At 34.3% G+C, this 23,761-nt stretch carries 31 protein-coding genes and 1 tRNA gene; 12 read left to right on the forward strand and 20 right to left on the reverse strand.

Features of this window, described 5'->3' with window-relative positions:
* Positions 1-16: 16 nt before the first annotated feature.
* Positions 17-628, reverse strand: a complete 612-nt coding sequence (gene hisH / locus MLC52_RS09715) for an imidazole glycerol phosphate synthase subunit HisH (RefSeq protein ID WP_151899726.1) — start codon at positions 626-628, stop codon at positions 17-19.
* Complete coding sequence (locus MLC52_RS09720; protein ID WP_151899725.1) at positions 628-1,533, reverse strand: PDC sensor domain-containing protein; 906 nt, start codon at positions 1,531-1,533, stop codon at positions 628-630. The genes hisH and MLC52_RS09720 overlap by 1 nt, the downstream gene beginning before the upstream one ends.
* A gap of 68 nt (positions 1,534-1,601) precedes the next feature.
* On the opposite strand from MLC52_RS09720, the gene waaC reads away from it, so the two are divergent.
* Together waaC and MLC52_RS09730 are read left to right on the forward strand one after the other, a co-directional pair.
* A complete protein-coding gene (gene waaC, locus MLC52_RS09725) occupies positions 1,602-2,606 on the forward strand; it encodes a lipopolysaccharide heptosyltransferase I (RefSeq protein WP_434580217.1) in 1,005 nt (334 codons plus the stop codon).
* Entirely contained in the window at positions 2,596-3,477 is an 882-nt protein-coding gene (locus tag MLC52_RS09730) for a lipid A biosynthesis lauroyl acyltransferase (RefSeq protein WP_434580219.1), read from the forward strand. The genes waaC and MLC52_RS09730 overlap by 11 nt, the downstream gene beginning before the upstream one ends.
* Here the strand turns inward: MLC52_RS09730 and MLC52_RS09735 are convergent.
* The 3 genes from MLC52_RS09735 to panB are packed head-to-tail and all read right to left on the reverse strand — an operon-like array spanning position 3,468 to position 6,325.
* Entirely contained in the window at positions 3,468-4,520 is a 1,053-nt protein-coding gene (locus MLC52_RS09735) for an AI-2E family transporter (RefSeq protein ID WP_418640643.1), read from the reverse strand. The two genes, MLC52_RS09730 and MLC52_RS09735, sit on opposite strands and share 10 nt — an antisense overlap.
* Positions 4,521-5,534, reverse strand: coding sequence for a Holliday junction branch migration DNA helicase RuvB (gene ruvB, locus MLC52_RS09740; RefSeq protein WP_151899721.1), 1,014 nt, complete (start codon positions 5,532-5,534; stop codon positions 4,521-4,523). It abuts the gene before it with no gap.
* Positions 5,534-6,325 carry a 3-methyl-2-oxobutanoate hydroxymethyltransferase gene (gene panB, locus MLC52_RS09745; protein ID WP_418640645.1) on the reverse strand — a complete coding sequence of 264 codons (792 nt, stop codon included), beginning with the start codon at positions 6,323-6,325 and terminating at the stop codon, positions 5,534-5,536. Before panB ends, ruvB begins: the two co-directional genes overlap by 1 nt.
* A gap of 80 nt (positions 6,326-6,405) precedes the next feature.
* Here panB and MLC52_RS09750 point away from each other — a divergent pair, with 80 nt between their 5' ends.
* Both MLC52_RS09750 and trpA read left to right on the forward strand, forming a co-directional pair.
* Positions 6,406-6,807: an Hpt domain-containing protein gene (locus tag MLC52_RS09750; protein WP_151899719.1), complete on the forward strand. Its 402-nt coding sequence runs from the start codon at positions 6,406-6,408 to the stop codon at positions 6,805-6,807.
* Position 6,808: 1 nt separating this feature from the next.
* Positions 6,809-7,549 carry a tryptophan synthase subunit alpha gene (gene trpA, locus MLC52_RS09755; RefSeq protein ID WP_434580222.1) on the forward strand — a complete coding sequence of 247 codons (741 nt, stop codon included), beginning with the start codon at positions 6,809-6,811 and terminating at the stop codon, positions 7,547-7,549.
* On the opposite strand, the gene MLC52_RS09760 is transcribed toward trpA, so the two are convergent.
* From MLC52_RS09760 to MLC52_RS09830, 15 genes are all read right to left on the reverse strand, one after another.
* Complete coding sequence (locus MLC52_RS09760; RefSeq protein ID WP_434580224.1) at positions 7,546-8,466, reverse strand: esterase-like activity of phytase family protein; 921 nt, start codon at positions 8,464-8,466, stop codon at positions 7,546-7,548. The genes trpA and MLC52_RS09760 overlap by 4 nt on opposite strands.
* 252 nt (positions 8,467-8,718) lie before the next feature.
* Positions 8,719-9,342 (reverse strand): P27 family phage terminase small subunit, encoded by a 624-nt coding sequence (locus tag MLC52_RS09765; protein ID WP_151899716.1) that lies wholly within the window; start codon positions 9,340-9,342, stop codon positions 8,719-8,721.
* 139 nt (positions 9,343-9,481) lie between these two features.
* Positions 9,482-9,829 (reverse strand): HNH endonuclease, encoded by a 348-nt coding sequence (locus MLC52_RS09770; protein ID WP_151899715.1) that lies wholly within the window; start codon positions 9,827-9,829, stop codon positions 9,482-9,484.
* Positions 9,830-10,399: a hypothetical protein gene (locus tag MLC52_RS09775; RefSeq protein ID WP_151899714.1), complete on the reverse strand. Its 570-nt coding sequence runs from the start codon at positions 10,397-10,399 to the stop codon at positions 9,830-9,832.
* Between the two features lie 4 nt (positions 10,400-10,403).
* On the reverse strand, positions 10,404-10,832 hold the full coding sequence (locus MLC52_RS09780) for a hypothetical protein (protein WP_434580225.1): 429 nt from the start codon (positions 10,830-10,832) through the stop codon (positions 10,404-10,406).
* Complete coding sequence (locus tag MLC52_RS09785) at positions 10,829-11,149, reverse strand: hypothetical protein (RefSeq protein WP_151899712.1); 321 nt, start codon at positions 11,147-11,149, stop codon at positions 10,829-10,831. Before MLC52_RS09785 ends, MLC52_RS09780 begins: the two co-directional genes overlap by 4 nt.
* A gap of 15 nt (positions 11,150-11,164) precedes the next feature.
* Positions 11,165-11,401 carry a hypothetical protein gene (locus tag MLC52_RS09790; RefSeq protein WP_434580227.1) on the reverse strand — a complete coding sequence of 79 codons (237 nt, stop codon included), beginning with the start codon at positions 11,399-11,401 and terminating at the stop codon, positions 11,165-11,167.
* A gap of 85 nt (positions 11,402-11,486) precedes the next feature.
* Entirely contained in the window at positions 11,487-11,906 is a 420-nt protein-coding gene (locus tag MLC52_RS09795) for a hypothetical protein (protein WP_151899710.1), read from the reverse strand.
* Positions 11,907-12,005: 99 nt separating this feature from the next.
* On the reverse strand, positions 12,006-12,647 hold the full coding sequence (locus tag MLC52_RS09800) for a hypothetical protein (protein WP_151899709.1): 642 nt from the start codon (positions 12,645-12,647) through the stop codon (positions 12,006-12,008).
* Positions 12,648-12,651: 4 nt separating this feature from the next.
* On the reverse strand, positions 12,652-12,918 hold the full coding sequence (locus MLC52_RS09805; protein ID WP_151899708.1) for a hypothetical protein: 267 nt from the start codon (positions 12,916-12,918) through the stop codon (positions 12,652-12,654).
* Position 12,919: 1 nt separating this feature from the next.
* Positions 12,920-13,096, reverse strand: coding sequence for a helix-turn-helix domain-containing protein (locus MLC52_RS09810; RefSeq protein WP_151901481.1), 177 nt, complete (start codon positions 13,094-13,096; stop codon positions 12,920-12,922).
* A 228-nt stretch (positions 13,097-13,324) separates the two neighbouring features.
* Positions 13,325-13,864: a hypothetical protein gene (locus tag MLC52_RS09815; protein WP_151899707.1), complete on the reverse strand. Its 540-nt coding sequence runs from the start codon at positions 13,862-13,864 to the stop codon at positions 13,325-13,327.
* Entirely contained in the window at positions 13,861-15,093 is a 1,233-nt protein-coding gene (locus tag MLC52_RS09820) for a tyrosine-type recombinase/integrase (protein WP_151899706.1), read from the reverse strand. The genes MLC52_RS09815 and MLC52_RS09820 overlap by 4 nt, the downstream gene beginning before the upstream one ends.
* Positions 15,094-15,248: 155 nt before the next feature.
* Positions 15,249-15,324 (reverse strand) — tRNA-Arg (locus MLC52_RS09825).
* Positions 15,325-15,385: 61 nt separating this feature from the next.
* Positions 15,386-16,006 (reverse strand): porin family protein, encoded by a 621-nt coding sequence (locus MLC52_RS09830; protein WP_346389837.1) that lies wholly within the window; start codon positions 16,004-16,006, stop codon positions 15,386-15,388.
* Between the two features lie 410 nt (positions 16,007-16,416).
* On the opposite strand from MLC52_RS09830, the gene MLC52_RS09835 reads away from it, so the two are divergent.
* The 8 genes from MLC52_RS09835 (at position 16,417) to MLC52_RS09870 (ending at position 23,761) form a co-directional block, all read left to right on the forward strand.
* Positions 16,417-17,382 (forward strand): helix-turn-helix transcriptional regulator, encoded by a 966-nt coding sequence (locus MLC52_RS09835; protein WP_434580231.1) that lies wholly within the window; start codon positions 16,417-16,419, stop codon positions 17,380-17,382.
* Between the two features lie 18 nt (positions 17,383-17,400).
* On the forward strand, positions 17,401-17,874 hold the full coding sequence (locus tag MLC52_RS09840; RefSeq protein ID WP_346389835.1) for a hypothetical protein: 474 nt from the start codon (positions 17,401-17,403) through the stop codon (positions 17,872-17,874).
* The gene (locus MLC52_RS09845) at positions 17,843-18,139 is read left to right on the forward strand and encodes a nucleotidyltransferase domain-containing protein (RefSeq protein WP_346389834.1); all 297 of its coding nucleotides are present in this window, start codon (positions 17,843-17,845) and stop codon (positions 18,137-18,139) included. Before MLC52_RS09840 ends, MLC52_RS09845 begins: the two co-directional genes overlap by 32 nt.
* A 329-nt stretch (positions 18,140-18,468) precedes the next feature.
* Positions 18,469-18,873: a hypothetical protein gene (locus MLC52_RS09850; protein WP_434580233.1), complete on the forward strand. Its 405-nt coding sequence runs from the start codon at positions 18,469-18,471 to the stop codon at positions 18,871-18,873.
* Between the two features lie 216 nt (positions 18,874-19,089).
* A complete protein-coding gene (locus MLC52_RS09855) occupies positions 19,090-20,148 on the forward strand; it encodes a penicillin-binding transpeptidase domain-containing protein (protein WP_434580234.1) in 1,059 nt (352 codons plus the stop codon).
* 137 nt (positions 20,149-20,285) lie between these two features.
* On the forward strand, positions 20,286-21,407 hold the full coding sequence (locus MLC52_RS09860; protein WP_434580236.1) for an AAA family ATPase: 1,122 nt from the start codon (positions 20,286-20,288) through the stop codon (positions 21,405-21,407).
* Between the two features lie 138 nt (positions 21,408-21,545).
* Positions 21,546-22,739 (forward strand): AAA family ATPase, encoded by a 1,194-nt coding sequence (locus tag MLC52_RS09865; protein ID WP_434580238.1) that lies wholly within the window; start codon positions 21,546-21,548, stop codon positions 22,737-22,739.
* A gap of 731 nt (positions 22,740-23,470) precedes the next feature.
* Positions 23,471-23,761: a hypothetical protein gene (locus tag MLC52_RS09870; protein WP_151899690.1), complete on the forward strand. Its 291-nt coding sequence runs from the start codon at positions 23,471-23,473 to the stop codon at positions 23,759-23,761.

Below are 23,761 nucleotides of genomic sequence, written 5' to 3' on the forward strand. Positions count from 1 at the left end.
CTCTCTTCCTTTTCTCTTACAGTTGTATAAAATTTTCTAAAATTTTCAAACCGTTTTTATGGCTTTTTTCAGGATGGGGCTGTATTCCCATTATATTACCGTGAGCAACGGCAGAAGTAAATTTATAGCCATAATATGTTTCTCCGATAATGTCATTGGCATCTTTACATGCAACATGGTATGTATGTACAAAATACAGATAATGCTCATCATCCAGTCCTGCAAACAGAGGATGCTCTTTTGTAAACATTCTGTTCCAGCCCATATGCGGAACCTTCAAAGGTTCATTGAATTTTTTCGTATCAAACTTTACAACACTGCCTTTTATAAGCCCGAGCCCTTCATGTTTTCCAAACTCTTCGGAATTTTCAAACAAAAGCTGCATTCCGAGACAAATTCCAAGCATCGGTTTGTCACTCTTTGCAAATTCCTTTATGGACTCTACCATATTCCGTTCATGCAAATGCTGCATCGCATCACCAAAAGCACCGACACCGGGCAATATCAGCTTGTCATACTCTTTAAATTTATCAGGATTACTCTCAACTACTGTCTCTTGTCCAAGCTTGGCAAACGCATTTTTCACACTTGCCAAATTTCCCATGTTATAATCAATTATTGCTATCATTATTCATCTATCTTTAATTTTGTAAATTTGATATATATTGCCAAAGAGACTATCAGAATACCTACACCCGCAATAATATACATAGAATAGATCAGCTTGTTTGGATCCGTAATTGCAAACTTGAATACAAGCATTAATGCTTCAATGGAAAGTGCAATAATGATAGAACCCAAAAAGCGGACCATCGTTTTGTGCGGGCCTGCTATGTCATGTTCTTTATAGCGTCCTAATATCTCCTCTTCAATAAGGGTTTTGGAAAGATCAAAAATTGCCAAAGAGAGTGTAAGCAAAATTGTTGCTTCAAAAACATCTTTAATCTGAAAATGACCTATTGAAATTCCATATTCAAAAAAACTCTCTATCCCTTTTACGAAAAGCAAAAGTGCTATAGCCACCAAAGCAAATGCAAAAGCACCATAAGTCCACTTGAAAAATTCTCCAAAGAATATATCCATTTTATTGAGATGTGCAATTTTCAACACTTCTTCAAGCGGCATATCAATACATGCCACATACCTGAGCGAACCGTTTTCATCAAATATAGGCGCTGATGCCGTTACAGTCAAATCACCTGTAATGAGTGACGGATATGGATCGGTAATCGTACATCTGCCTTCTCTGACTGCACGATAGTAGTATGCACGGTCAGCACGAATCTTTCCTATATCATCATCTATCCGATCATCTTTTGTAAAAGTCGGACTTACCTGTACACCCTTGTGGTCAAGAAGATACACTCCCTCACAGTTTTCAAGATCTGCTTTTATTTTAAGCAGTCTCGGCATAATCATATCTTCACTTAAAGAAGGAAGTCTATTGGGAATATTCTTTGAAAAAAGGTAACAAAAATATGCTCTGGCTTTTGTTCTGCCTTCGGCAAAATGTTGAATATCTATAGGAACCATACAAGTCACTCCTTCTTAATTTATTTGAATTATATCAAAGATTTACTATTATTGGTATAATGTCATTGATGAAAAAAGATATTAAAAATATTGCTATTGTCAGACTCTCCGCACTCGGAGATATAATCAACAGTGCAGTTGTATTGCAGTTTATCAAAAAAGAGTATCCTGATGCAAAAATAGACTGGATAAGTGAAGAGATTTTTTCAGATATTTTACAAAACAACAAACACCTGCATACAGTTCACACTGTCAATCTAAAAAAACTCAAAAAGACAAAAAGCTTTTCCTTGCTACAAAAAACATTCGCTGAGCTCTCTATGCTGCCCGATTATGATATTATAATAGATATGCAAGGACTTTTAAAGTCAGCAGCAGTTGCCAGAATCATAGGGAAGAATACCCATGGTTTTGATAAAAATTCAATACGTGAATCTTTGGCCGCACTTTTTTATAAAACGACCTCCTCTGTCCCGTATGAAGAAAATGTTATAAAGCGCAACTGCTTTGTTGTTGCTGACGCTCTCGGATTTGAGATTACGGATGCTATGATTTTAAACAAAGAACCCGTTTTTTCACAAACAAAAGAATTTTCACTGCAACGTGAGAAAAAAAACATTGCCTTTGTGATAGGCGCTTCCTGGCCTTCAAAAATTTATCCAAAAGAGTCTGTTGCGGACATTTGCAATAGACTCCAGGAGCAGTGTTACATTATTTGGGGCAATGCATCTGAAAAAGAGGATGCTGAGTGGATTGTGCAACACTCCAAGTATGCCGAACTGGCACCAAAACTCACATTGGGAGAACTTGTATCTTTTATATCGAGCATGGATCTGCTTATAGGGAATGACACCGGTCCGACACATCTGGCATGGGCGCAAAATATTCCCTCCATTACACTTTTGGGTCCGACTACCACGAGAATGATTTACGAAACGCCAAAAAATACAGCACTCAAATCACCCTCAAAGGTAAATATTCTTAAAATTAATAAAAATGACTTCTCCATTAAAGAAATTCGTCCTGAAGATGTCACACAAAAAGCAAAGGAGCTGTTAACTAATGGGCTATAATTTCCTCCTCGTCATTGAACATATTTTAATGCTAGTGCCGCATAAGGCACGCAAAGCATTTTTTACATTTTTGGCCTTTATCGGCTATAAAACATCAAAAAAATATCGCCGTATTGTCAAACAAAACCTCAACTATGCTTTTGACCACAGAATGAGTGAAGAAGAAATTGAAAAAATTACACGGTACAGTTTTAAAAACCTGTTCTATAACTTTTTACACCTTATGGAAATGCGCCATTTGAGTAAAGAAGAAATTGCCAAGAGAATTACAGTAATAAATAAAAAAGAAATTGAGAGAATTCACAAAGAAGGCCGTGCCGTTATTTATGTGACTCCGCATTACTGTGCCTGGGAACTTGGTGCGGCAGGACTTGCTTTACATGTAGAACCCATTGCTCCTGTTTACAAAAAGCTCAAAAACAGAATCTATGAAAAATGGCTGCTCGATGCAAGAGCAAGATTTGGCAACACCAATCTTGAAAAAACAAATGTTGTCAAACCTCTTATACGCCTTATAAAACAGGGAAAAGCCAGCGGGATTTTAATAGATACCAATATCAATGAGAAAGAGGGTGTTATGGTGAATTTTTTAGGCAAACCGCTGCGTATGACGGCAACGCCTGCTTATTTGGCACGCAAATTCAATGCCGCCATAGTGCCCGTACACATACGAACTGATGATGAAGAAAATTACACAATAATTATAGCTGATGAGATAAAAGTTGATAAAACAGAGAATGAAAAAGAAGATATACAAAAAGCAACACAGCTCCAAGCCGACTGGCTCACTTCCATCATCAAAAAAGAGCCAAAGTTTTGGTTTTGGCTCCATCGTCGATGGAAAAACGACAAACCCGAAATTTATACCTGATTTTTTGTTTCACACTCTTGCGTTCTGGCTTCAAAAAGTTTTAAAATTGCAAGAAAAAAAGCTGTTATTGCAGGCCCTAAAATCATTCCCCAAAATCCGAAAGTTGTCAGCCCTGCAATAATTGCAAAGAAAATAACAAGTTCGTTGAGCTGTGCATCACTCTCTTTGAGCAGTCGATTGTTTATCTCCTTAATTATCAAAGGCTTCACAAAAGTATCTGCTATAATGGAAATCACAATAATTGAATAGAGTGCTATAAAAACAGCATTTGCATTATGTCCTACCGAAAATTCATAAATCATAAACGGAAGCCACATTAAAATTCCTCCTATAACAGGAAGTAAAGAAGCAAATCCGTACATAATGCCAAAGAGCAGGCCGTTATAGCCCATAAAAGAGACTGCTATACCAAAGAGTGCACCTTCAAACATTGCCGTAGCGATGATGGAATAAAAAACAACACTCATAACAGCGGAGAGTTCCCGTGCAAGTAAAGTACTGTCTTCAACAGACATCTGGACAACACGTTTGAGAAACTCTACAATTGTAGAACCGTTATACAAAGCAAAAAAGTAAAAAACAATGACCAAAAAAGCATTTTTTACAAAACCTGCACTGAATGTTCCAATTTTTGCAGCTACATGTAAAGCATTTGTAGTCAAACTGTTGATATCTATTCCTTTTAAAGAATCTGCAAGATAAGGTTTTAAAAAGAGCAGAAATTTCGGTGGATTGGTAATCAGCCCGTTTATATAGAGTTCTATATTTTGCAAACTGCTCGGCTCCAAATTGTTCAGCTTGATTGTGAGTGTTGCCAAAAAGTAACCAAGCGGTGCAAAAAAGAGCATGGCAAGCAGCAGACTTGATACAAATGCCGCCAACAAACGAGAGGAAAACAACTCTTCAAAATAGTTATTGATCGTAGCCGTAGAAATTGCCAATAAAGCGGCAATAGTCATCACAAGCAAAAAAGGTTCATACAGAAGATACATCCAATACAAAGAAGTAGCAAACAAAACAGCTATAAAATATTGTGATTTCATCTAAAAAAGTGTCCCGTCTTCATTTACACATGACATATTTAAGACATCGTAGGTTGCGGGTGTTGCCCGTCTGCCCTTTGCTGTCCGTTCCAAATAACCGTTTGCAAGCAGATACGGTTCCAAAACATCTTCTACCGTTCCCTCATCTTCACTCAAGGCTGCCGCGATAGTGCTCAGCCCCATTGCACGTCCTTTGGCACTTGCTAAAAGCGTCAGCAGACGCAGATCCATTTCATCAAAACCGTGTGAATTGATGCCCAGTTCATCCAATGCATATCGGGTACGCTGATGATTTATATTTTTTTCATCGGCAACTTCCGCAAAATCTCTCACGCGACGCAACAGACGCAGGGCAATACGTGGTGTTCCACGACTTCTTTTTGCAATCTCCAGAGCCGCTTCATGAATGATTTGGCATTCGAGCTTATTCGATGCCTGCACAATGATTTTTGCCAGTTCTTCCTGATTGTAAAAATTCATGCGAAAACTCATACCAAACCTGTCTCTTAATGGATTTGAAAGCATTCCCGCCCGTGTTGTCGCTCCTATAAGCGTAAATCGAGGCAAATCAATCTTGACCGTCTGTGCAGCAGGACCACTGCCGATGATAATATCTATTCTATAGTCTTCCATAGAAGAGTATAGGATTTCTTCAACGGCAGGAGAGAGCCTGTGTATTTCATCGATAAAGAGAATGTCCCCCTCTTCCAGGTTTGTCAGAATTGCTGCCAAATCACCGCTTTTTTCTATCATCGGTGCGGCTGTCACTTTAATATTTGCATTCATTTCATTGGCGATAATCAAGGCTAAAGTTGTTTTACCAAGTCCCGGAGGTCCGTAGAACAAAACATGATCAAGTGCTTCGTCTCTTTTTTTTGAAGCTTCTATAAAAACAGCAAGATTCTTTTTAATCTGTTCCTGCCCTATATATTCACTCCAGGCATCAGGACGTAATGTAACTTCGCTGCTCTCTTCTTCAAGAGAAAAAGTTTCAATATCTACAACTCTTTCCATTAGTATATATGTTCCTCTGTCGGAAATTTACGGTTCACAACCTCATCCGCATACTCTTGCAAAGCTTTTTTAACCAGAGTGGCCCCATCAAGATATTTTTTTACAAATTTTGGAGTAAATTCTTCAAAAAATCCCAACATATCAGAAAATACCAAAACCTGGCCGTCTACATCAGCACCTGCACCTATTCCTATAACCGGTATCGTCACACTTTGTGCAACTTCTTTTGCAACCTCGGCTTTTGTTCCTTCTATCACCATACAAAAGGCACCTGCTTCTTCAACTGCCTTGGCATCTTTGAGGAGTTGTTCTCTTTCATCAGCACTTTTCCCTTTGACTTTGTATCCGCCTTCACTTCTTACCGACTGTGGCAAAAGTCCTATATGTCCACATACTGCAATGCCGTTCTCTGTCAAATGTTGAATAATCTCTGCTTTGTCTGTTCCGCCTTCTATCTTCACACAGTCTGCCGGTGTCTTTTGAAAAACTTTTATAGCATTACGTAAAGCATCTTCTTTACATGTATAGGTTCCAAAAGGCATATCACAAATCACAAAACTGTTTGGTGCCCCTTTACAAACGGCATTTGTGTGATAAATCATTTGTTCCAATGTGGTACTGATTGTATCATTGCGGCCTGCAAAGCTCATATTTAAACTGTCACCAACCAAAATCATATCTGCACTTGGTTCGAGCAGTTTTGCAAAGAGTGCGTCATAGGCCGTTATCATTACCAAAGGCTTTTCACCCTTTCTTTTTTTTATAGCTGTTATCGTTAATTTTTTACTCATTTTAAAACTCTTTATTATATTATATAGATGTATTTTAGCCAAAAATTGCTATAATCTGAACTATACAGGAGAATTATTTTATGGGTGTAAGAAGTGATTTAGAAGAAAACTTTGATTTTGAAATTATTGATGAGTTTTTGGATCACTATGCTATGATGGTTGAGAGCATGGAAGTTATGATTCTTGACCTTTCAAAACCCAATATGTACGAAAGAAGTGTCAATGAACTTTTTCGTGTATTTCATAATATAAAATCAGCAAGCGGTTATTTGAAAATCATACCAATGAATAAACTGGCTGCTTTTGTTGAAGATGAGCTTGAATCTTTACGTCAAAAAAAACCGCCTGTCAGTGATGAAACAACAGACTGGCTGTTAAATATCAGTGATATGTTTGCTGTTTGGAATGACGACTTGAGACAGAACAACAAACTCAGTAAAATAAAATACTCCTTATTAAAAATCCCTGACTTGGAAAAATAATTTGAAAAACTTAGTAGCATACATAACATCCGGCTATCCGGAAAAATCTTTTACAGTTGACTTGAGTCTCGCCCTTGCACAAAGCGGTGTCGACACTTTGGAACTCGGTGTTCCTTTTTCAGACCCTGTAGCTGATGGTCCTCTCATAGAAAAAGCAAATCACAAATCACTTGAACTTGGATTTAAATTTAAAGATTTGCTTGAAATTTCCAAAGAGATTGCCCCTCAGGTAGATACACTCTGGATGGGTTATTTCAACAGTTTTTACCAGCAAAACATGCAAAATCTCATTCCTTTGGCAAAAGAACTTGGCATAAACGGACTGATTATTCCGGATGTTCCCCATGAAGAGGCGTTGACATACAAAGATTTATTTCAAAGCAACGGTATTGCAAACATCTCTTTTGTTGCCCCCACAGACAGCGAAGAGAGGATACAGACTGTTGTCAGCGATGCGCAAAAGTTCATCTATATGGTTGCTTACACCGGTATTACAGGCTCAGGTACGGCAGAAGATCTGCAGCCTTTTTTGCACTCTATCAAAAAATACACACAAACACCCGTATATGTAGGTTTCGGTGTAAACGAAAAAACAGCAAAAGAAAAAGTGCAAGGTGCTGACGGGGTCATAGTCGGGAGTGCTTTTGTAAAAATTTTACTCAATAATGATATAAACTATACGCAAAAAATCACTCAATGCTGTGAACTTGCAAAAGTGATTAAAGATAAAATCAACACTTAGGGCTTTATTTCAAAAAGCACCAAAAGTGTTTTTTGCAGCATATTCTCATTGTCATCACTGACCATCAAATATTTGTTTGCATACATATGTGTCAAGCCTTCAAAATTATCAAGTTTCCAACCGTTTGAGGAGTCAAGTTTAGCTAAAACTTCACTTTTGCACACTCTGAACTCACTGCATGTATCTAAGTATACTTTCATCAAAGCAGTTACCCGTCTGCGTGTCAAATAACTAAAATCACGCAGCAGTACCAAAACAGTATTTTCTGAAAAAAACTCCATGCCTACTATACTGCCACCAGCACTGAATTTAAATATTTGATCTTTCGTATAAAGTGTATGATATTTTACATCTGTATTTTTCAGCGGCAGTTCCGGTGCCGTCACAACACCATATTTGTCATTACATGTAACGGCTTCGAGCCCTTTGTTTTTACTGGCATAATTATTTTTGTTTTGCAGATCTTTATGAATTTTTATTTTCTTTATTTTCAATCCGTTTTTTGAGTACCAAACAACACGCTGTTTTCTCTCAAACGATACCAGCAGTCTGTCTTTGCAAAGTGCCAAACCTTCCGCATCCCTTTTTTTATTTTTTAACGTCTGCCCTTTTTTATTTTTCAAAACATAGGCATCCAGATATTGCAAACTGCTGATTTTATTCTTTCGAATATTTATGAAAAATTTATATAAATATCCCTGGTCACTGACAAAATAAACAAACCCGTTTTCATACACAAGATCTGAAATTTCATGAAGAGGAATCCCTTTTTTCTTTTGAAAAAGCAGCACTTTTGCATCAAGTATTTTTATTTTTTGTTTTGTTACATGTAAAGTATTGTCTGGGGTAATTTTATACGCAGTAATTTGTGCATGAAGTTGTAAAAAAAACAATAAAGCAAAGAAAAAGTATTTCAAAAGTTTTGCCTTTTTTTGGTCTCCCTACGTGAAACCAAAGAAGTTAATATAATGCCTATTTATAGGAGTTTTCTTAATTGTTAAATATTATACTCCCTAAAATTATCCCTAAAAATCAATGTGACTAAATTTATTTATTTTTTTCTTATAGCAGTTATTTGTGTATTTTAGCATAACTTGGATTTTATTTATATGTGAGTAGTTTTGTGTAGTAGGTAGTAGGTTGCCAAACCTACTATGATTATTTAAAGATTAATCATCTCCAAACAGAATAGAGTCCATTAATTCTTGTTCTTGTTTCTCTTTCTCTGTCCGATTGTCTTTTTTTAGTTCAAGCTTTTGTCTTGCAAGTGGATTAAGTCCTAATCTATCGCCGTAAGCTAACATCATCTTCTCGTGGTGTTGCAATACTTTAAAATAAGGATGTAATGTAATCGCCCCTGTATCGCTAACAAAAGTACATTGTGCCTCTGTCGCTAAATGCAAATATTTATGATACATTTGAACAGATAGAGCATATAAGACTATTATCTCTTTGTCGCACTCTTCGTACAAATTAAGCTTTTGCAAGTATGATGTTGTTTCTGCAAGATACTCATATCCAACTTTTGTTAAATTATCAGCGGATGCAATATTTCTACATACTTCTTTAACTTCAGCAGGTAGCTCTATTCTCTTCTTTTCTCTTTTGGGCAGGTCTGTTCGATATTTGCTTCTTTTGTTCTCTATCTCTTTAACAAGCACCGCCACTTCGTGTTCATCATAATAAGTGCGTCTTCCATTTTTCACTCTTTCAAGTTTACCCTCTTTCACATATCTTGATAGAGTCATCTTGCTACAATTTAAGATAATCAAAGCTTCTTTTTGCGTGTGCATCTTCTTAGCCTCCTTATATGTTATTATTTATGTTACCTTTTCAAATATTTTGAAATTTCAAGTTCTTTTCTTCGTGACTGTATGTTCGATAAACAACAGCCTTTAGTTTCCCAGAATTTTATACTGCCCCCGTGTACTCTCATTGTCCTCTGTTCTTCTTATTTTCAGCTGTGATTGTGTTATGACATGAGACACAAACCGTTCTTAAGTTGTCGTAACATAGTTTGCACCCGCCGTCACTAATCTCTTTGATGTGATCAACTATCATCTTTTGATTTGCACAACCACAAACACAACACACGCCACCGTCTCGAATAAGTACCTGCTTCCTAACCTTTCTCCACTTGGTAGAGTTGTAAAAGGCTGTTGCCTCTTCGTTTCTTGATGTCTTGTTGTAGTGCTTGTCTCTTTCAGCTTTGCACTCACTACACTTGGCACCTGTATAGATGCCGTGCTTGCCACATATCTTTCTTGATATGCTTGGCATTTATGCTTCCAACTGATTTATAATCAAGTGCTGCATCTGTTCCATCTTTAAGAGGATCGTCTCTTCAAAAGTTCCCGCTATTGTATGAGGATCTAATCCTCGCAGCTGTTCAATAGCTTTGCCTAAGTCTGGCTTGAACTTCACTATTAAATCTCTGGCAACTTTGAGCTGTTTCGCTTTGTGTGCTTTGCTTGCTTCATAGGGCTTCACATACATTTCATTAATCGGATCAAGTATAAGAGTTTTAAAATCTGCTGTAAGCTCTTCTCCGATAAAATTCAAACAAACATTTTTAAAGAGTACATACTTATCAAGTGCATCGCTTCTTAGTGCCTGACTTATGTGTCGTGTCGGAATTCCCTTATCTTTCAATAGCTTTTCAGCATCAAGCCGTGTGAGATAAATATCATAATTTACAAGTACGCTTCCATTGAGCCAAAAATCTAACAACTCTATTGTAATCTCTTGTTTAATCCCTGCTTCTTCTAATGCCTCGAGGATGTCCTCAAACTCTGTTTTAATCTCTATCGTGCTTCTGTTTGTGTAAGTTGCGGCTTCTCTGTAAGTCATTTTTCTATTTCCCTTTTAAGTATGTGTTTAATGCTTTTATCTTTGCATCATCTAAAAAATCATTGATTGATTGAAACTCTTTTTGAACTTCCAACAACTCCGACAACTCTAATTGTTTTGAGACTCTCTCACTCATCGCATCTTTACCAATGACTTTCACATAGTTATGCAGAGCGTTGATGTTTTGACACGACAAATTAAAATCAGGTTTTGCACTTGATAGTTCGTGTCCTGTTCTCAATATCTTTGCTTTTAAGCCTGTACCTCTTGCATCTTTTGCATCGAAATTCAATATAAGAAGTTGATAATCTTCTTTTGATAATGCTTTTTTCTTCTCATCTGTACCAGCGATTGACTTATCAAGCTTATTAAACTCTTTTATCAAGCTCGGTATTTTTTGAAGTGCTGCGATTATTTCTCTGTGTTCACTCATTTTAAAAGTCCTTTTAACATTTGTATTTTATTCTCATCTTTAAAATCAGCTTCACAATTGAATTTACAAGCCAACTCTTTTAAGGCACTATCTTTTATAGTTCGTGCCATATCCTCACTTATAGGTCTTCCCTCAACTGCTTTTAATAAAAATGATGTACTTGCCATTGCCATTGCCATTCCCTGTTCAGGCTGTGCATTTTTTAATGCGGCAATTATTACTCGCATCTCTGATTTTGCATCATCATTGCCATTATTGAGATTTTTACTTATGCGTGGTATCTCTTTGAGTGCCATCATCACTAAATTTTTATCCATTTTTTCTGTCCTTTTTTAAGATTGTTTATTCTTACATTTATCAGCATCAAAGGGTAGTCCTAAAAATATCTTTTTCAGTTCTTTATCTGTTGCATCATAATAATTTTCAATCAGCGTTTTAAATGTTTCTGACTCATAGAGAAGAGCCGTTAATATTTTGCCAACTGATACGCCTTGTATCTCTCTCAACCGTTCCAGCAGGATAACAATCCTTGTATCAATATACGGTCTTATTCGGCTATTGTCGTTCATTGTTTTTGCCTTGTAATATTGCATTTAAAGTACCTCTAAGCCATTATTTAAACTTAGAAGTAGATTTGTATGTATTTACTCTTTGCTACACTTCTTCAAACTTAATAACCTCATTTGGGTATATTTTCTCTTTGCCTTTGTGAACATTAAAATAGATACTTGCAATTGTTTCTGCCAGATTTTCTTTTTTACTCTCTCCTGCATCATCAAGTAGATATTTATAACAATCTTCTTTACTCCCCATAAAATCAAACTCTATGCCCATCACTCCAAACTCTTCGTTAAATGCAAAAACTTTGCCTGTTGATACTTCCTGCACTATTGCTTCTACTGCTACGAGTTCAATATCAAAGTTATCGACTGCATATAATCCTTTTGGTTCTGCAAGTGAAACATAGTCAATATTTGCACCATTATTTGTAAGAGTAATCCCGCCACTTTTAGAGATCGCTTTTGCAAGTTTTCTCTCATATTTTTCTTTTGTTTTTACTGCTGTATTTTTCATCTTTTTTTGTCCTTTTTTTGTGTTCAGTTTTTAACACCCGATAAAGCCCTATTTCTTGGGCTTAAGTGGATGTTTTGCAAGAATTTCTTAGTATATAACTTAAAGGTATGAGATTTGCACATCAAGACCGCTAAATTTCTTTATACTTTTTGCAATTCTTTTAAAAGATTTTTCAATATCTTTGACCTGTACTTTTTTGAGATAATCTCTCATAAATACAAACTCAAGCCTATTTATTTCTTCTCTAAGTTTCTCTTTGTTTGACTTAGAATAAGTCTTGATATTCATATAATAGTTTTGCTTTTTTTCACTCTTGCTTTTGTAGTAGGTCGTATTCCATCTTCTAAGAGGATCTCTATCTTCACAAAGTTTTTTTATCACTCTGTTCGGTATCTTTCCTTTGAAGTCTATCGCTACATCAAGCCGTGTGACCTGCTCGTTTTGTATATGCTCCAATAAACTGCTTAGTAGCTCACTTAAAAGCTTTGATTTCTCATTGTAACTGTGTAGCCCTGCAAACTCTAAAGTTTGCTTTGTCTGGCTTCTGCTGTGTCGTTTGATAGGCAGCGTCAAGCCTGTTGATGTATGCAAGATTTTAGCTTCCACTATGTTTTTAGTGAGAGGCTTTTTAAATGCTTCCAACCAGGCATCAGGATTGAATACACCTATGCTTTTGACTGTTTCTATGATATAATCATCATTGATAAAATATGCTTCTAAGTTTTTGCTACTAAAGTTCATTGAGTCAATCTTTGCCGTTCTGGGCTTCATTTGATTTTATGTGAGTTGAGAGAAATTTACTCGCTTTTTCTCTTATCTCATTTGGCACATATCTAAGTTTTACTTTTGCATTTCCTTTTTTGCCCCATTCGCTTTTTATCAGCCCTTGAAGTTCCAATTCACAAAAGTATTGATTTGCATTTGATACATAGCTAAAGTCTGTAGCCGTGAGTTTTACATCACTTTCAAGTAGCGTTTTTAATATGTGTAGTTTATGACTTAAAGTTTTCATATTAAGCCACCTCTACATTATCAAAAAGTGTTTCTACTTCTTTAATATCAAAAACTGTTGCGTGATTAGATAACTTCTTAGGAGTTAATCTCCCATCTTTTGCATAGTTCCATACTGTTGTAATTGATACGCCTAAATACACCGCTACTTCTTTAGCTCTGTAATATCGCTTTTCCATTGTAATAACTCCAAACACTCTTAAAAGTGTTCGCCCTTGCCAAAGGGTGGCTATACATCAATTATAGTTTTTTGATGTATTTGTTTAAACTTATTTGTAATGTATTATATTTTTTTTGAGAGTGTGATTTACTACAAAGCTTAAACAAGGAGTTATCTAAGCTTAAGTAAGTTTAAGTTTTAAAGTATGTAGTGTGTGCTGTGTATTTAAATATTTAAGAAATTGATTTTAATTGTAGTATCTAAATGTGATATTTATGCAAGTTTTTTCTAAAATATCATTTGTAATTTTATATTGTCGCTCTTTCAACTCTCCAAACATCAAAGTAATAGAGATATTTGCATACTTTTCTAATGGAACTCTTTTTTTAATATTAAGATAATGTTTAAATATTTTAATAACATAATAAAACTGTATTTTCATCGCATTATCAAGCCCTATCTCTTTACTAATATTTCTAACTAAAATATTTAACTTTATAAGTTCTATAACAAATTCAGCTTGTTCTTGTTCATCTTCCCAAAAAAAAGCACCTGCTGCTGTTTTATTTAAAACATCTAAGCCTTTCCTGACATCTGGAATTCTATCCGCTAACTTAGTGATATTATTTGCAATTTTATTTATATCTGCTGGCGGAACTATAAAGATTTCTCTTTTTTGAATATCTTTTATTTTTGAATTTAAACTATAAAAATCATTACTCCTTAGTACAAGAGAGTCTATTAAATTATATTGCTCTGAAATTTTTTTAATCCATTGTGTTATCATCTTTGCACCTCATCAAGATAATCACTCCACCACTGCATAAGCTCCACTCTCTCATCAAGATACTTGGCACGGTTATATGCTTGGCTTACACTGCTTCCTACACTATGAGCTAATTGCGTATCAATTACATCACGACTAAAAGGGCTTTTTTCATTTGCAATAGTGCTAAACATACTTCTAAAACCGTGAGATACTATCTCATCTTTACTAAATCCCATTCGTCTAAGTGCTACATTAATCGTGTTCTCACTCATGTATCTATCTTTATAGACTGCGTTTGCAAATAAATATGGCTTATCACTTGTGAACTCTTGTAGCTCTTGTATCATCTTCTTAACTGTTGAAGTCATAGGAATTAAGTGCTCTTTTCTCATCTTCATTTTATCAGCTGGTATTGTTATGAGATTATCTTTAAAGTTGATATACTCCCATCTTAACGATCTCAACTCTATCGGTCTTACTGCTAAATATGGAATAATTTTTAAAGCATACTTTGTAACTATCTCGCCTTGATAATTATTTACAGCTTCTAACAGTATCTTTATCATATTATCATCTTTAAAAAATGCATGATGTTTCACTGCCCTTTTCTTGATAACTATTTTCTTATCAAAATCGGCAACAATATTATGCTCTACATACTCCCTAACTATTGCATATTTGTAAATTCTCTCTAAAAGATTTATTGTTTTTTTTGTGCTTTCAAATATACCCTTATCTTGCATTGTATCAACAATTGATAAAATATCAACCCTTTGTATCTCTTTGATTGGTTTTGTTCCTAACGGGGCTTTCACGTGATTATCATAGTAACTTCTCAACTTCTTATGATACTTAGGTGTAACACTCTCTATAATTTGCATAAAAAACTCATCAGCTACATGACTAAGAGTGTTTTTTGCTTCATCTTGTTTTGTTTTAAGGGATAACTTTTCTGCTTTTCGTTCTGAACTTGGATTTATCCCTAAAGCTATTTTTTCTTTTAGTTCATCTCTTTGTTTTCTTGCTTCTTTTAGCGGTGTGCTTGGATAGGTACCTAAAGATATTCTATACTCTTTGTTTTCAAATAGGTATTTTAATCGCCACCATTTACCACCCTTAGGGCTTATAGAGAGATAAAGTCCTCCACCATCAAAAAGCTTGTACTCTTTTGCTTTTGGTTTTGCTTTGCTTATTTCTGTATCTGTTAAAGGTGTCGTTTTTCGTGCCATAGGGATAACTCTTTTCATAAGGATAACAGTATATTACCACTAATCCCTAAAGTTATCCCTTAAATTTGTTAATTGTATTATATTGCAGTTGTTTGTATTTTATAGAATAAGTACTTAAAAGTTCGTATTTTAGGGGTTAAAATGTATTTATTGGATTGCATTAAATTGATAGGTGGTCTCCCTACGTGGACTCGAACCACGAGCTATCCCTTAGGAGGGGACTGCTTTATCCAGTTAAGCGATAAGGAGAAGAAACAGTATTTTTTTATATGAGCAGAAAGATTCTGCTCACAGATACTGTCTGAATGTTTTAAAAAGTATAACTGACACCGGCAAAAATGTTATTTCCGCGCGGACCGTCTATTAAAGAGCCTTCATACTCTCCTATGAGTGCCCAATGCGAAGAGAGACCGTATTCCATTCCGGCAGCATAGGTAAATCCGTCATTGGTTCCGTCAATACCAAAAGCACTGATTTTTTCTTTCTCAATTTCCCATCCTGCTTTTCCAAAAAGAACAATTTCCTCATTTACATGATATCCGTACAGCAAATCTATACCGTAACTGTAATAATCTGCTCCCGCACTTACATCTGCCTCACCAACAACAGATTTTGTAACCGTAGTATGTGTGTATGAAAAATCAAATTCTGTAGCAAAACCATAGCCCAGTCTATATCCCAAATCAATTCCGAAACCCTGTCCGGTGTCACCTTTTAAAATCGCTTCAGGTTCTGTGCCTTTTGCTTCTTCCGTATAATTGTCACCTAAACTCAACAGTCCTTTGGCAACGATATAAAGGTTTCCTTCTTCATGGTGTTTTGCCTCAATATGTGCGCGAGAAGCATCCGCTTCCTCAGGAACTTCGCCGGCAAAGAGTGTTGTAGAAAGCAGAAGCATTCCACTCAGACATAAAAGATTTCGTATTTTCATTGTTTCTCCTTAGAATTATAAACGTATTGTAATCTTTTTTTATAGAAATAAAGCTTATCCGCCAAGTTGCAATGGATACATTACGAAAATCAATGCAAAAACAAGGTCACTCCAAACAGATTCTTAACGGATGCAGTCTAAGAAGCATTAAAGATGCTTTATTAGACATTCCTGATGCTTGGCAAGGATTAATTTTCAAATAAATCACTTGGAGAATATACCCACCTCCCCTACCATGACCAGCAATAAAATTAAATACCTTATCATAGAGCTTCATTAGGGCAATTCCTTCTTATCTTTTCCAGAAAAAGATATAGTTTTTTCTGGGTTTAATCTTACTCATATCACCATTAGACAAAATATGACCAAAAATAAGGTTATAATTTTCTAAAACAATTTGAAGGTGTGTTATGACAACCAATCAAACAGCGAGAGTTTTAGAACTTTTAAAAAGATTTAACAGTGGAGAAAAAGTTTGTATTGATGTTTTACAAAACGATGCAATGTGGTTTGGAAAAAGTGAAAAAACAATCCGTAGAGATCTTGATGTAATCAAAGAGTATTTTCCTGAGAGTTTTGATCTTATTCGCGGTGGCAAGGGTGAAAAGGGATGTTATAAAGCGATAACAAAAGAGATCTTTAACAACTTTTTAGATCAAGACACCTTAGCTTTAATGGTACAGACTTTTAATATTGCACAAAGAAACAATATTTTAGAGAGTTTAAATATAGATGAGAATGATAAGAAAATTATCAATACAAAAATCCAAAAATCAAAAGAGTGTTATGAATTTGTCACAAAACCTTTTGAAACAAAGAAACAGGATGTCAAGCTTCTGCGTGAGATGGAGAGAGCAATCACATACAAGCAATATATCACCATCACACAACAAGAATCCGAAGGGGAAAACAGCTATGAGCTCAAACCTTATAAAATTCTCTTTATCAATGAAAACTTTTATCTTGTGGGTGAGAATGCAAATGAGGCATATCCTTTTAGTATTTTTAGAGTTACAAATATTACAGATATTGTGCTTCATAAAAAAACATTTCATCATAATCCAGATATAGTTGACTTTGTAAAAACCATACAAACCCCCTACCCCAAATATACGCCATCTTTTAGAAAACACCTTATAGAGGTAGTGGTAGAAGTAAGCCCAAAGAAAGCAAAATATTTCAAGATGAAACAATTTTTACCTTCTCAAAAGATTATAGAGCAAAAGAATGATGGAAGTATATTGTTCTCATTTACGGTAACACAGGAGATGGAGATAGAAGATCTTGTAAAAAAGTGGATTCCACATATGAAAGTTGTTTCACCTGATTCTTTAAGAGAGAAGATTGAAACTGATGTAAGAGCATATTTGCTATAATACTTCAAAGGAAATCGTATGAATGTTTTACACAGGCAACTTCAAAAAGTCAAAAAACACTATGATGCACTCAAAGAGTATAAAGAGTTTATTGAAACAATGAAATTTGATTTTTCTAAGGAGCAGTTTTTTTATCTGAATACTCCTCAAAAAGCTGTTTTAGAGGCATATTTAAAACGGTTTTCTGCCCTGCAAGACTATCTTGGAGCAAAAGTTTTTTCAAGTTTACTTGATAGTGCAGGTATTAGTTATTCTAAAATGAGTGAGGTATTGACACTCGTTGAAAAAGAGGAGATTATCTCTTTAGACAGATGGATAGAGTTTAGAAATGTCAGAAATGATTTAGAACATGATTATCCAGATGAACTTCAAGAGGCTTTAAATGATCTGAAATATTGTGTAGAGCAATTTGTGTTTTTAGAAGATGTTGTTTTTAAAGTTTTTGCCTTTATAAGGAGATATGATGCGAGTATCGAACTACCTCAAAAATGAGTTTCAAAAAGCTTCACAAGAGGCTTTTGGAGTATGTAAACTCATACTTTTTGGAAGCAGAATAGATGATGCAAAAGCAGGAGGTGATTTTGATATAGCAGTTGATGCAAACATCTCAAAAGATGGTTTTAAAAAAGCGAAAGTGCAATTTTTTAAATACCTTTTGCTTAAAGATTTAGATTTGCCAATTGATTTGATACATCTTAATAGTGCAAGTGAACTTTTAAAAGAGGAAATTAGAAAAAAAGGTATCTTGCTTTCATAAATTTTTTGCTCAAGACTATAACAAATATATCTTATAGACATAGTATGCCTATTTTTCCTGTTACAATCTCCTCATTATACAAATAAGGAAAAACAAACATGCTAAATTATCTTGCTCAACACACTATTTTAGAATTAGAGTTCCCTGTATCACAAAAATCTTAGGTATACTTAATCTTAGGTATACTTGGACTGACATATAAAGAAGATCAAGCTATTGATATTACTCAATTTGGTATTGACATAAAAGCAACAGAAATTTTAGACCTGCACTCTTATGCAGGTGGTGGTGCTGGTTTTCCAGCTCCAAAAAAAGTTTTTGAAGTAACTATGCAAGAATATGGCAATGAGATTACAAAATATTTGCAAAGTGTAAATGAACAAAACATTTTACTCCTGCAAATCAGAGGAATGTATACTATCGTGATTACAGAAGTATTGGCTCAAATAGCAAAAGATATGGATAAATGTGTAAATGTAATTGGTATAGAACCTTGTATTTATTGGGAAGGTGTTAGTAGAAAAATATTTGTAAATGTGTGGCAACATATAGAAGAGATATGTGACAAAACGATATTTTACCATGCACAGGAACTCATTCCATATTTTGAAAAAGAAGATAAGCTTCATGAACGAAACATAAAAGCAAATAAAATAATGTTACATAGTTTTTATGAAAAATATCAATCTTGTAATGAGAGCATATATACAAACAACATCGTATTTCAGCAATAAAAACAACTTTCTTGACAATATCTCTCCATAGTAAAGAATACTATATCATCGTAAACAAATAGGAAAATCAAAATGTACAACAAAATCATATTGGTGGGAAATCGCACAAGAGATATAGAGATAAGATATTCTCAAAGGTTCTAAGATATGGATATGGATGATGAAAATCCATTTTAGGCTATAAATACGAACAAAATTTAAAAAAGGATTTTCACTATGCAAAAAAATATATTCGTTCTACTTTTACTCTTGGCTTCTATTATTAGCGCAAGAGAGAATGTAACTGTTACAAAAGTGATACCACTCACACTTGATGCCTCACTGCAAAAACAACTACAATCTCTCACACAATCTATGAAAAAGAGGTTTCAGGCAAAGGCTGTTGCAGTAGCTGTTATGGATTCAAAAACAGGAAAGATTCTTAGTTTGGCTGATTCTAACAGTAATGTAGTGAAAGATTTTCCAAAAAACCGCATAGCAAATCTCACATATGAACCTGGGTTTGTTATGGCACCGGTTGTATTTTCTTTAGCATTAGAGAAAAAACTTATTACTCCAGATGATCTTATTAATGGACACCAAGGGCGTTATCAGGTTAAAGGAAGAACTATAACTGACCATCATCCATTTGATTGGCTGAGTGCTGCAAATGTAGTGATATACTCTTCAAATATAGGTATAGTACAAATAGCACAGAAGTTGCCCGCACAAGATTATCACGACGGGCTTGTAAAGTTTGGTTTTACACAACATTCCATAGATGGATTGCGTGGTGAAAACGGTGGTTTTATTCCTGATAGTAAGCGTTTGAAATATGAAATCTATAAAGCGACTACCAGTTATGGATATGGAGTAAAAGTTAATCTTCTGCAACTCCTGCAAGCCTACAATGTTTTTAACAATGATGGCATACTCATAAAACCTAGAATAGTTGCCAGTAGCACAGCACAAAAACCTCAAAAAGTGATAGATACCAAAACTGCCAATGCAGTAAAGAAGATTTTGATAGAGACAGTAGAAAAAGGTACAGGTAAAAATGCAAAGGCGCAAGGCTTAGAAATAGGCGGAAAGACTGGTACTGCTCATGTTGCGAAAAATGGGCGATACATCAAAGAGTACAATTGCTCCTTTGTCGGATTTGTTAATGGAAATAAAAAAAGTTATACAATAGCTGTACTTGTTCAAGAACCTCAAACAAGTCAGTATGCATCTGAGACTGCTGCTGTTGCATTTAAGGATGTTTTGAATATTTTAGTGCAAGAGATATTGATTTAATAAAAAAAATAGGTATCTGAATCATAAATTTTCAGATGCGTTAGATAAACTTAGAGAGTATCAAAGAAAACTTTTTATTTGACTTAAATTATACTAAAAGGTATAATACTAATTACTATAATATTAAAAGGTCTAATATGAAAACACCCAATCCATTTTACTATGGGAATGAAGTATATGATGATGATTTTTGCAATAGAGTTCAAGAGTTGCAGGAGTTAGCACAAGATGTATCTAGTGGGCAAAATCTTTTACTTTATGCTCCAAGAAGATTTGGTAAAACATCGCTTCTAAAAAAATTGAAACATAAATTAGATAAGCAAAAAGATTATAAGGTTATTTTTATAGACCTTTTTAGTGTATCGAGCATAGATGAGTTTATACAAAAATATTTTAATCTCATAATCAATAGTTTTGAAAACAACACCCAAAAAGCTTTACGAAATATAAAAGAGGTATTAAACATAAGACCAAATGTTACTATGAGTATAAATGAGACGGGTAATATCTCCTACTCTCTTTCAATTAGTAAAAAAGAGCAAAATCAAACTTTAGAAGATGTTTTGAACTTACCATCAATATATGCTAAAAAGTTTAATAAAAAAGTAGTAGTAATCTTTGATGAATTTCAAGAGATAGAGCAATTAAAGTTTGAAAAAAAGCTAAGAACCATCTTACAATCACACTCAAGAGAAGTTTCGTATATATTTAGTGGTAGCAAAAAGTCCATACTGAACCAGATGTTTAGCGACAATTCAAGAGCCTTTTACAAATCTGTAAAACATTTTCATATAGAGCAGATAAAATTAGATGAGTGGATAGTTTTTATAGAGAATAAATTTAAACAGACTAACAAAGAGATAGAAAAAAGATACATAAAACAAGTCTTTGATATAACAGATGGTTTTCCATACTATATGCAACAGATAATGTCGATGATATGGGAAAAAACATCTCAAAATGCAGATGATGATATTTTAAAACAGAGTTTAGAGCTGATCATACAAAGAGAGTATGATTTATATAGTTTTATCTGGTCAAGTTTAACTCCAAATCAAAAAAATACATTAAAATACATCGTTCATGTTGATGGGCTTAATCTCTATAGCAACGATCATCTGCAAGAGTTTAATTTCAGTGCAACAACACTAAAAAGTACACTTGAAGCACTTTTAAAAAAAGATATATGCGATAAAAAAGATGACAGGTACTACCTTGTAGATCCATTTATGAAGTATTGGTTAGAAACGATAGGTTGAGAAAGTAAAATGAAAGAAGAAATAGCATTATTAAAAGAAATATATGAGATTGATTTAGATAAACATTTCCAAAAAAATATAACTAAATTAGGTTTATAAGTCCAATTTAGATACAATAAAACAAAAAAAGGTTCTCAGATGCAGTTGGATGAACTTAGAGAGTATCAGCGAAAACTTTTTGAAAATAACAACTTCACATATAAAAGATATTTTCATAAAACTATAAATCTTGATAAAAAGCTTGTTGGTATTGTAGGGGCTAGAGGGGTTGGGAAGACTACTTACCTCTTGCAGTACCTCAAAGAGCTTGATTTGCCATTTTCTAAAAAACTCTACATCAGTGCAGATATCATAACCATTCCATCCCTGTTTGAAGTAGCCAACTCTTTTAGTAAAGAGGAAGGTGAAGTGCTCATCATCGATGAGATACACAAATATAAAAACTTTGAGATAGAGTTAAAAAAGATTTATGACTTGTTAAGTCTCAAAGTTATCTTTAGTGGAAGCAGTGCATTAAGTATAAATAATGCAAAAGCAGACCTTAGCAGACGGGCAAGACTTTACAGTGTGTATGGTTTAAGTTTTAGAGAGTTTGTAGAGCTAGAAAAAGGCATCGAACTCCCCGCGTTTGCACTTGAAGATATTTTGACAAATCATATAGATATAGCGTACAAACTTTTACAAAAATTCAATCTCACACTACTTTTTAGAGAGTATATCAAAAGTGGCTACTATCCCTTTTACTTTGAAGATAAAGAGGATTATCTCATCAGACTCAATGAGACAATAAATACCGTTATAGAAGTGGACATCCCTTCCATTTTTCCTATAGACTACAGCAGTGTACAAAATCTAAAAAAATTAGTACGACTCCTCTGTGAATCACACCCATACACTCCAAACATCAAAGAGCTTTTAGCAAAAATGGATATGAAAGACAACTACAAAGGGCTTTACAGGTTTATAGAGTATCTCAGTCGTGCAAAAATATTTACCACTTTAAAACCTGCATCAAAAGGGGATAACATCTTTGTCAAACCAGATAAAATCTACCTAAACAATACAAACTTACATTATGCCTACTGCAGCCATAACAACACAGGCACACTCAGAGAGGTTTTTGTCGCAAGTATGTTGAGCCAAGCTCACACCATCCAAGCAGCAAAAAAAGGTGATTTGCTTGTAGATGAAAAATACACTTTGGAAGTGGGTGGTAAAAACAAAAAATACAAACAGATAAAGGATATACCAAACTCTTTTATCGTAGCCGATGATATAGAAGTGGGTAGTGGAAACAGAGTGCCCATATGGTTGTTTGGGTTTTTATACTAAGATGCTCTTTAATCTATAAAAGATAATTTATAGACAAAATAAGTCTAACATTTTTCATATTATTTCTAAAACAATACGATGTACTTTTAATTTTTTAGCAATTTCACTTTTAGAAAAATCTACCTCTTTATAAGCTTATATTTGGTATCGTTCTTCTATGGTTAAATGTTTATAACTCATCTTTACTTCTCCTATATTCTGTGGTTAGAATTTGAAGTAAGATTTTAACATTTAACCTCTTCAAATCTAAGTTTACAACTTTTTATTTTCAAATTCTAAAAAAATTGCACTTCAGATTTAAATTTTGGAATGAAGCTCTTTTTAATGTTACCGAAGGAGAGTACAGAACACATTATATACGATACTCTCAAAATAATTAAAAATTGACAAAATATGACCATCTAAAATTCTATACTACCACAAAATAAAAAAAGGAAGAAAACTATATTTAACAAAGTCATATTAGTTAGATACTTAAATAATAGTCATCAACACAGACTCCTAGTTCATTCAAATGCCAAACATAAGCTCCAAATCGGTAAGAATATAACGGATGGTAAAGGTGCCGGTATGAATCCTGAAGTTGGAAGAGCTTCAGCCTTAGAGAGTTATGAAGATATAAAAGAAATGCTTAAAAAAATAGTATAATCACATCTATCATAAAAAAACTGATCTAATATAGCACAGAAGAATAGTTTTACATTAAAATTTATTCATTAGAGGAGAGGAAAGTGATACAAATATCAACAGAAGAGTTACTAGAGAGTTTAAAACTTGGGTATATTGAATATAAAGAGTGCTTAGCAATTGGATCTGACAACGTTGATTTAGCGCATATAAAAGGGTATTGTACAACATTAGAGCAGATATTAATTGCTTATGGCAATATCTCCAAAGAGACAATATTGGAGATAAGAAAACCAATTATAGGTGATGTCTCTTTAAGAAGGAAAAAAAGAAATGCAAAAGATATAGATTATGATGTTCCAACTATCCTTAGAAAGCAGTTGAATTATAAATAA

It is taken from the genome of Sulfurimonas sp. NW15, from assembly GCF_051132285.1.
GTDB classification, from domain to species: domain Bacteria; phylum Campylobacterota; class Campylobacteria; order Campylobacterales; family Sulfurimonadaceae; genus Sulfurimonas; species Sulfurimonas hydrogeniphila.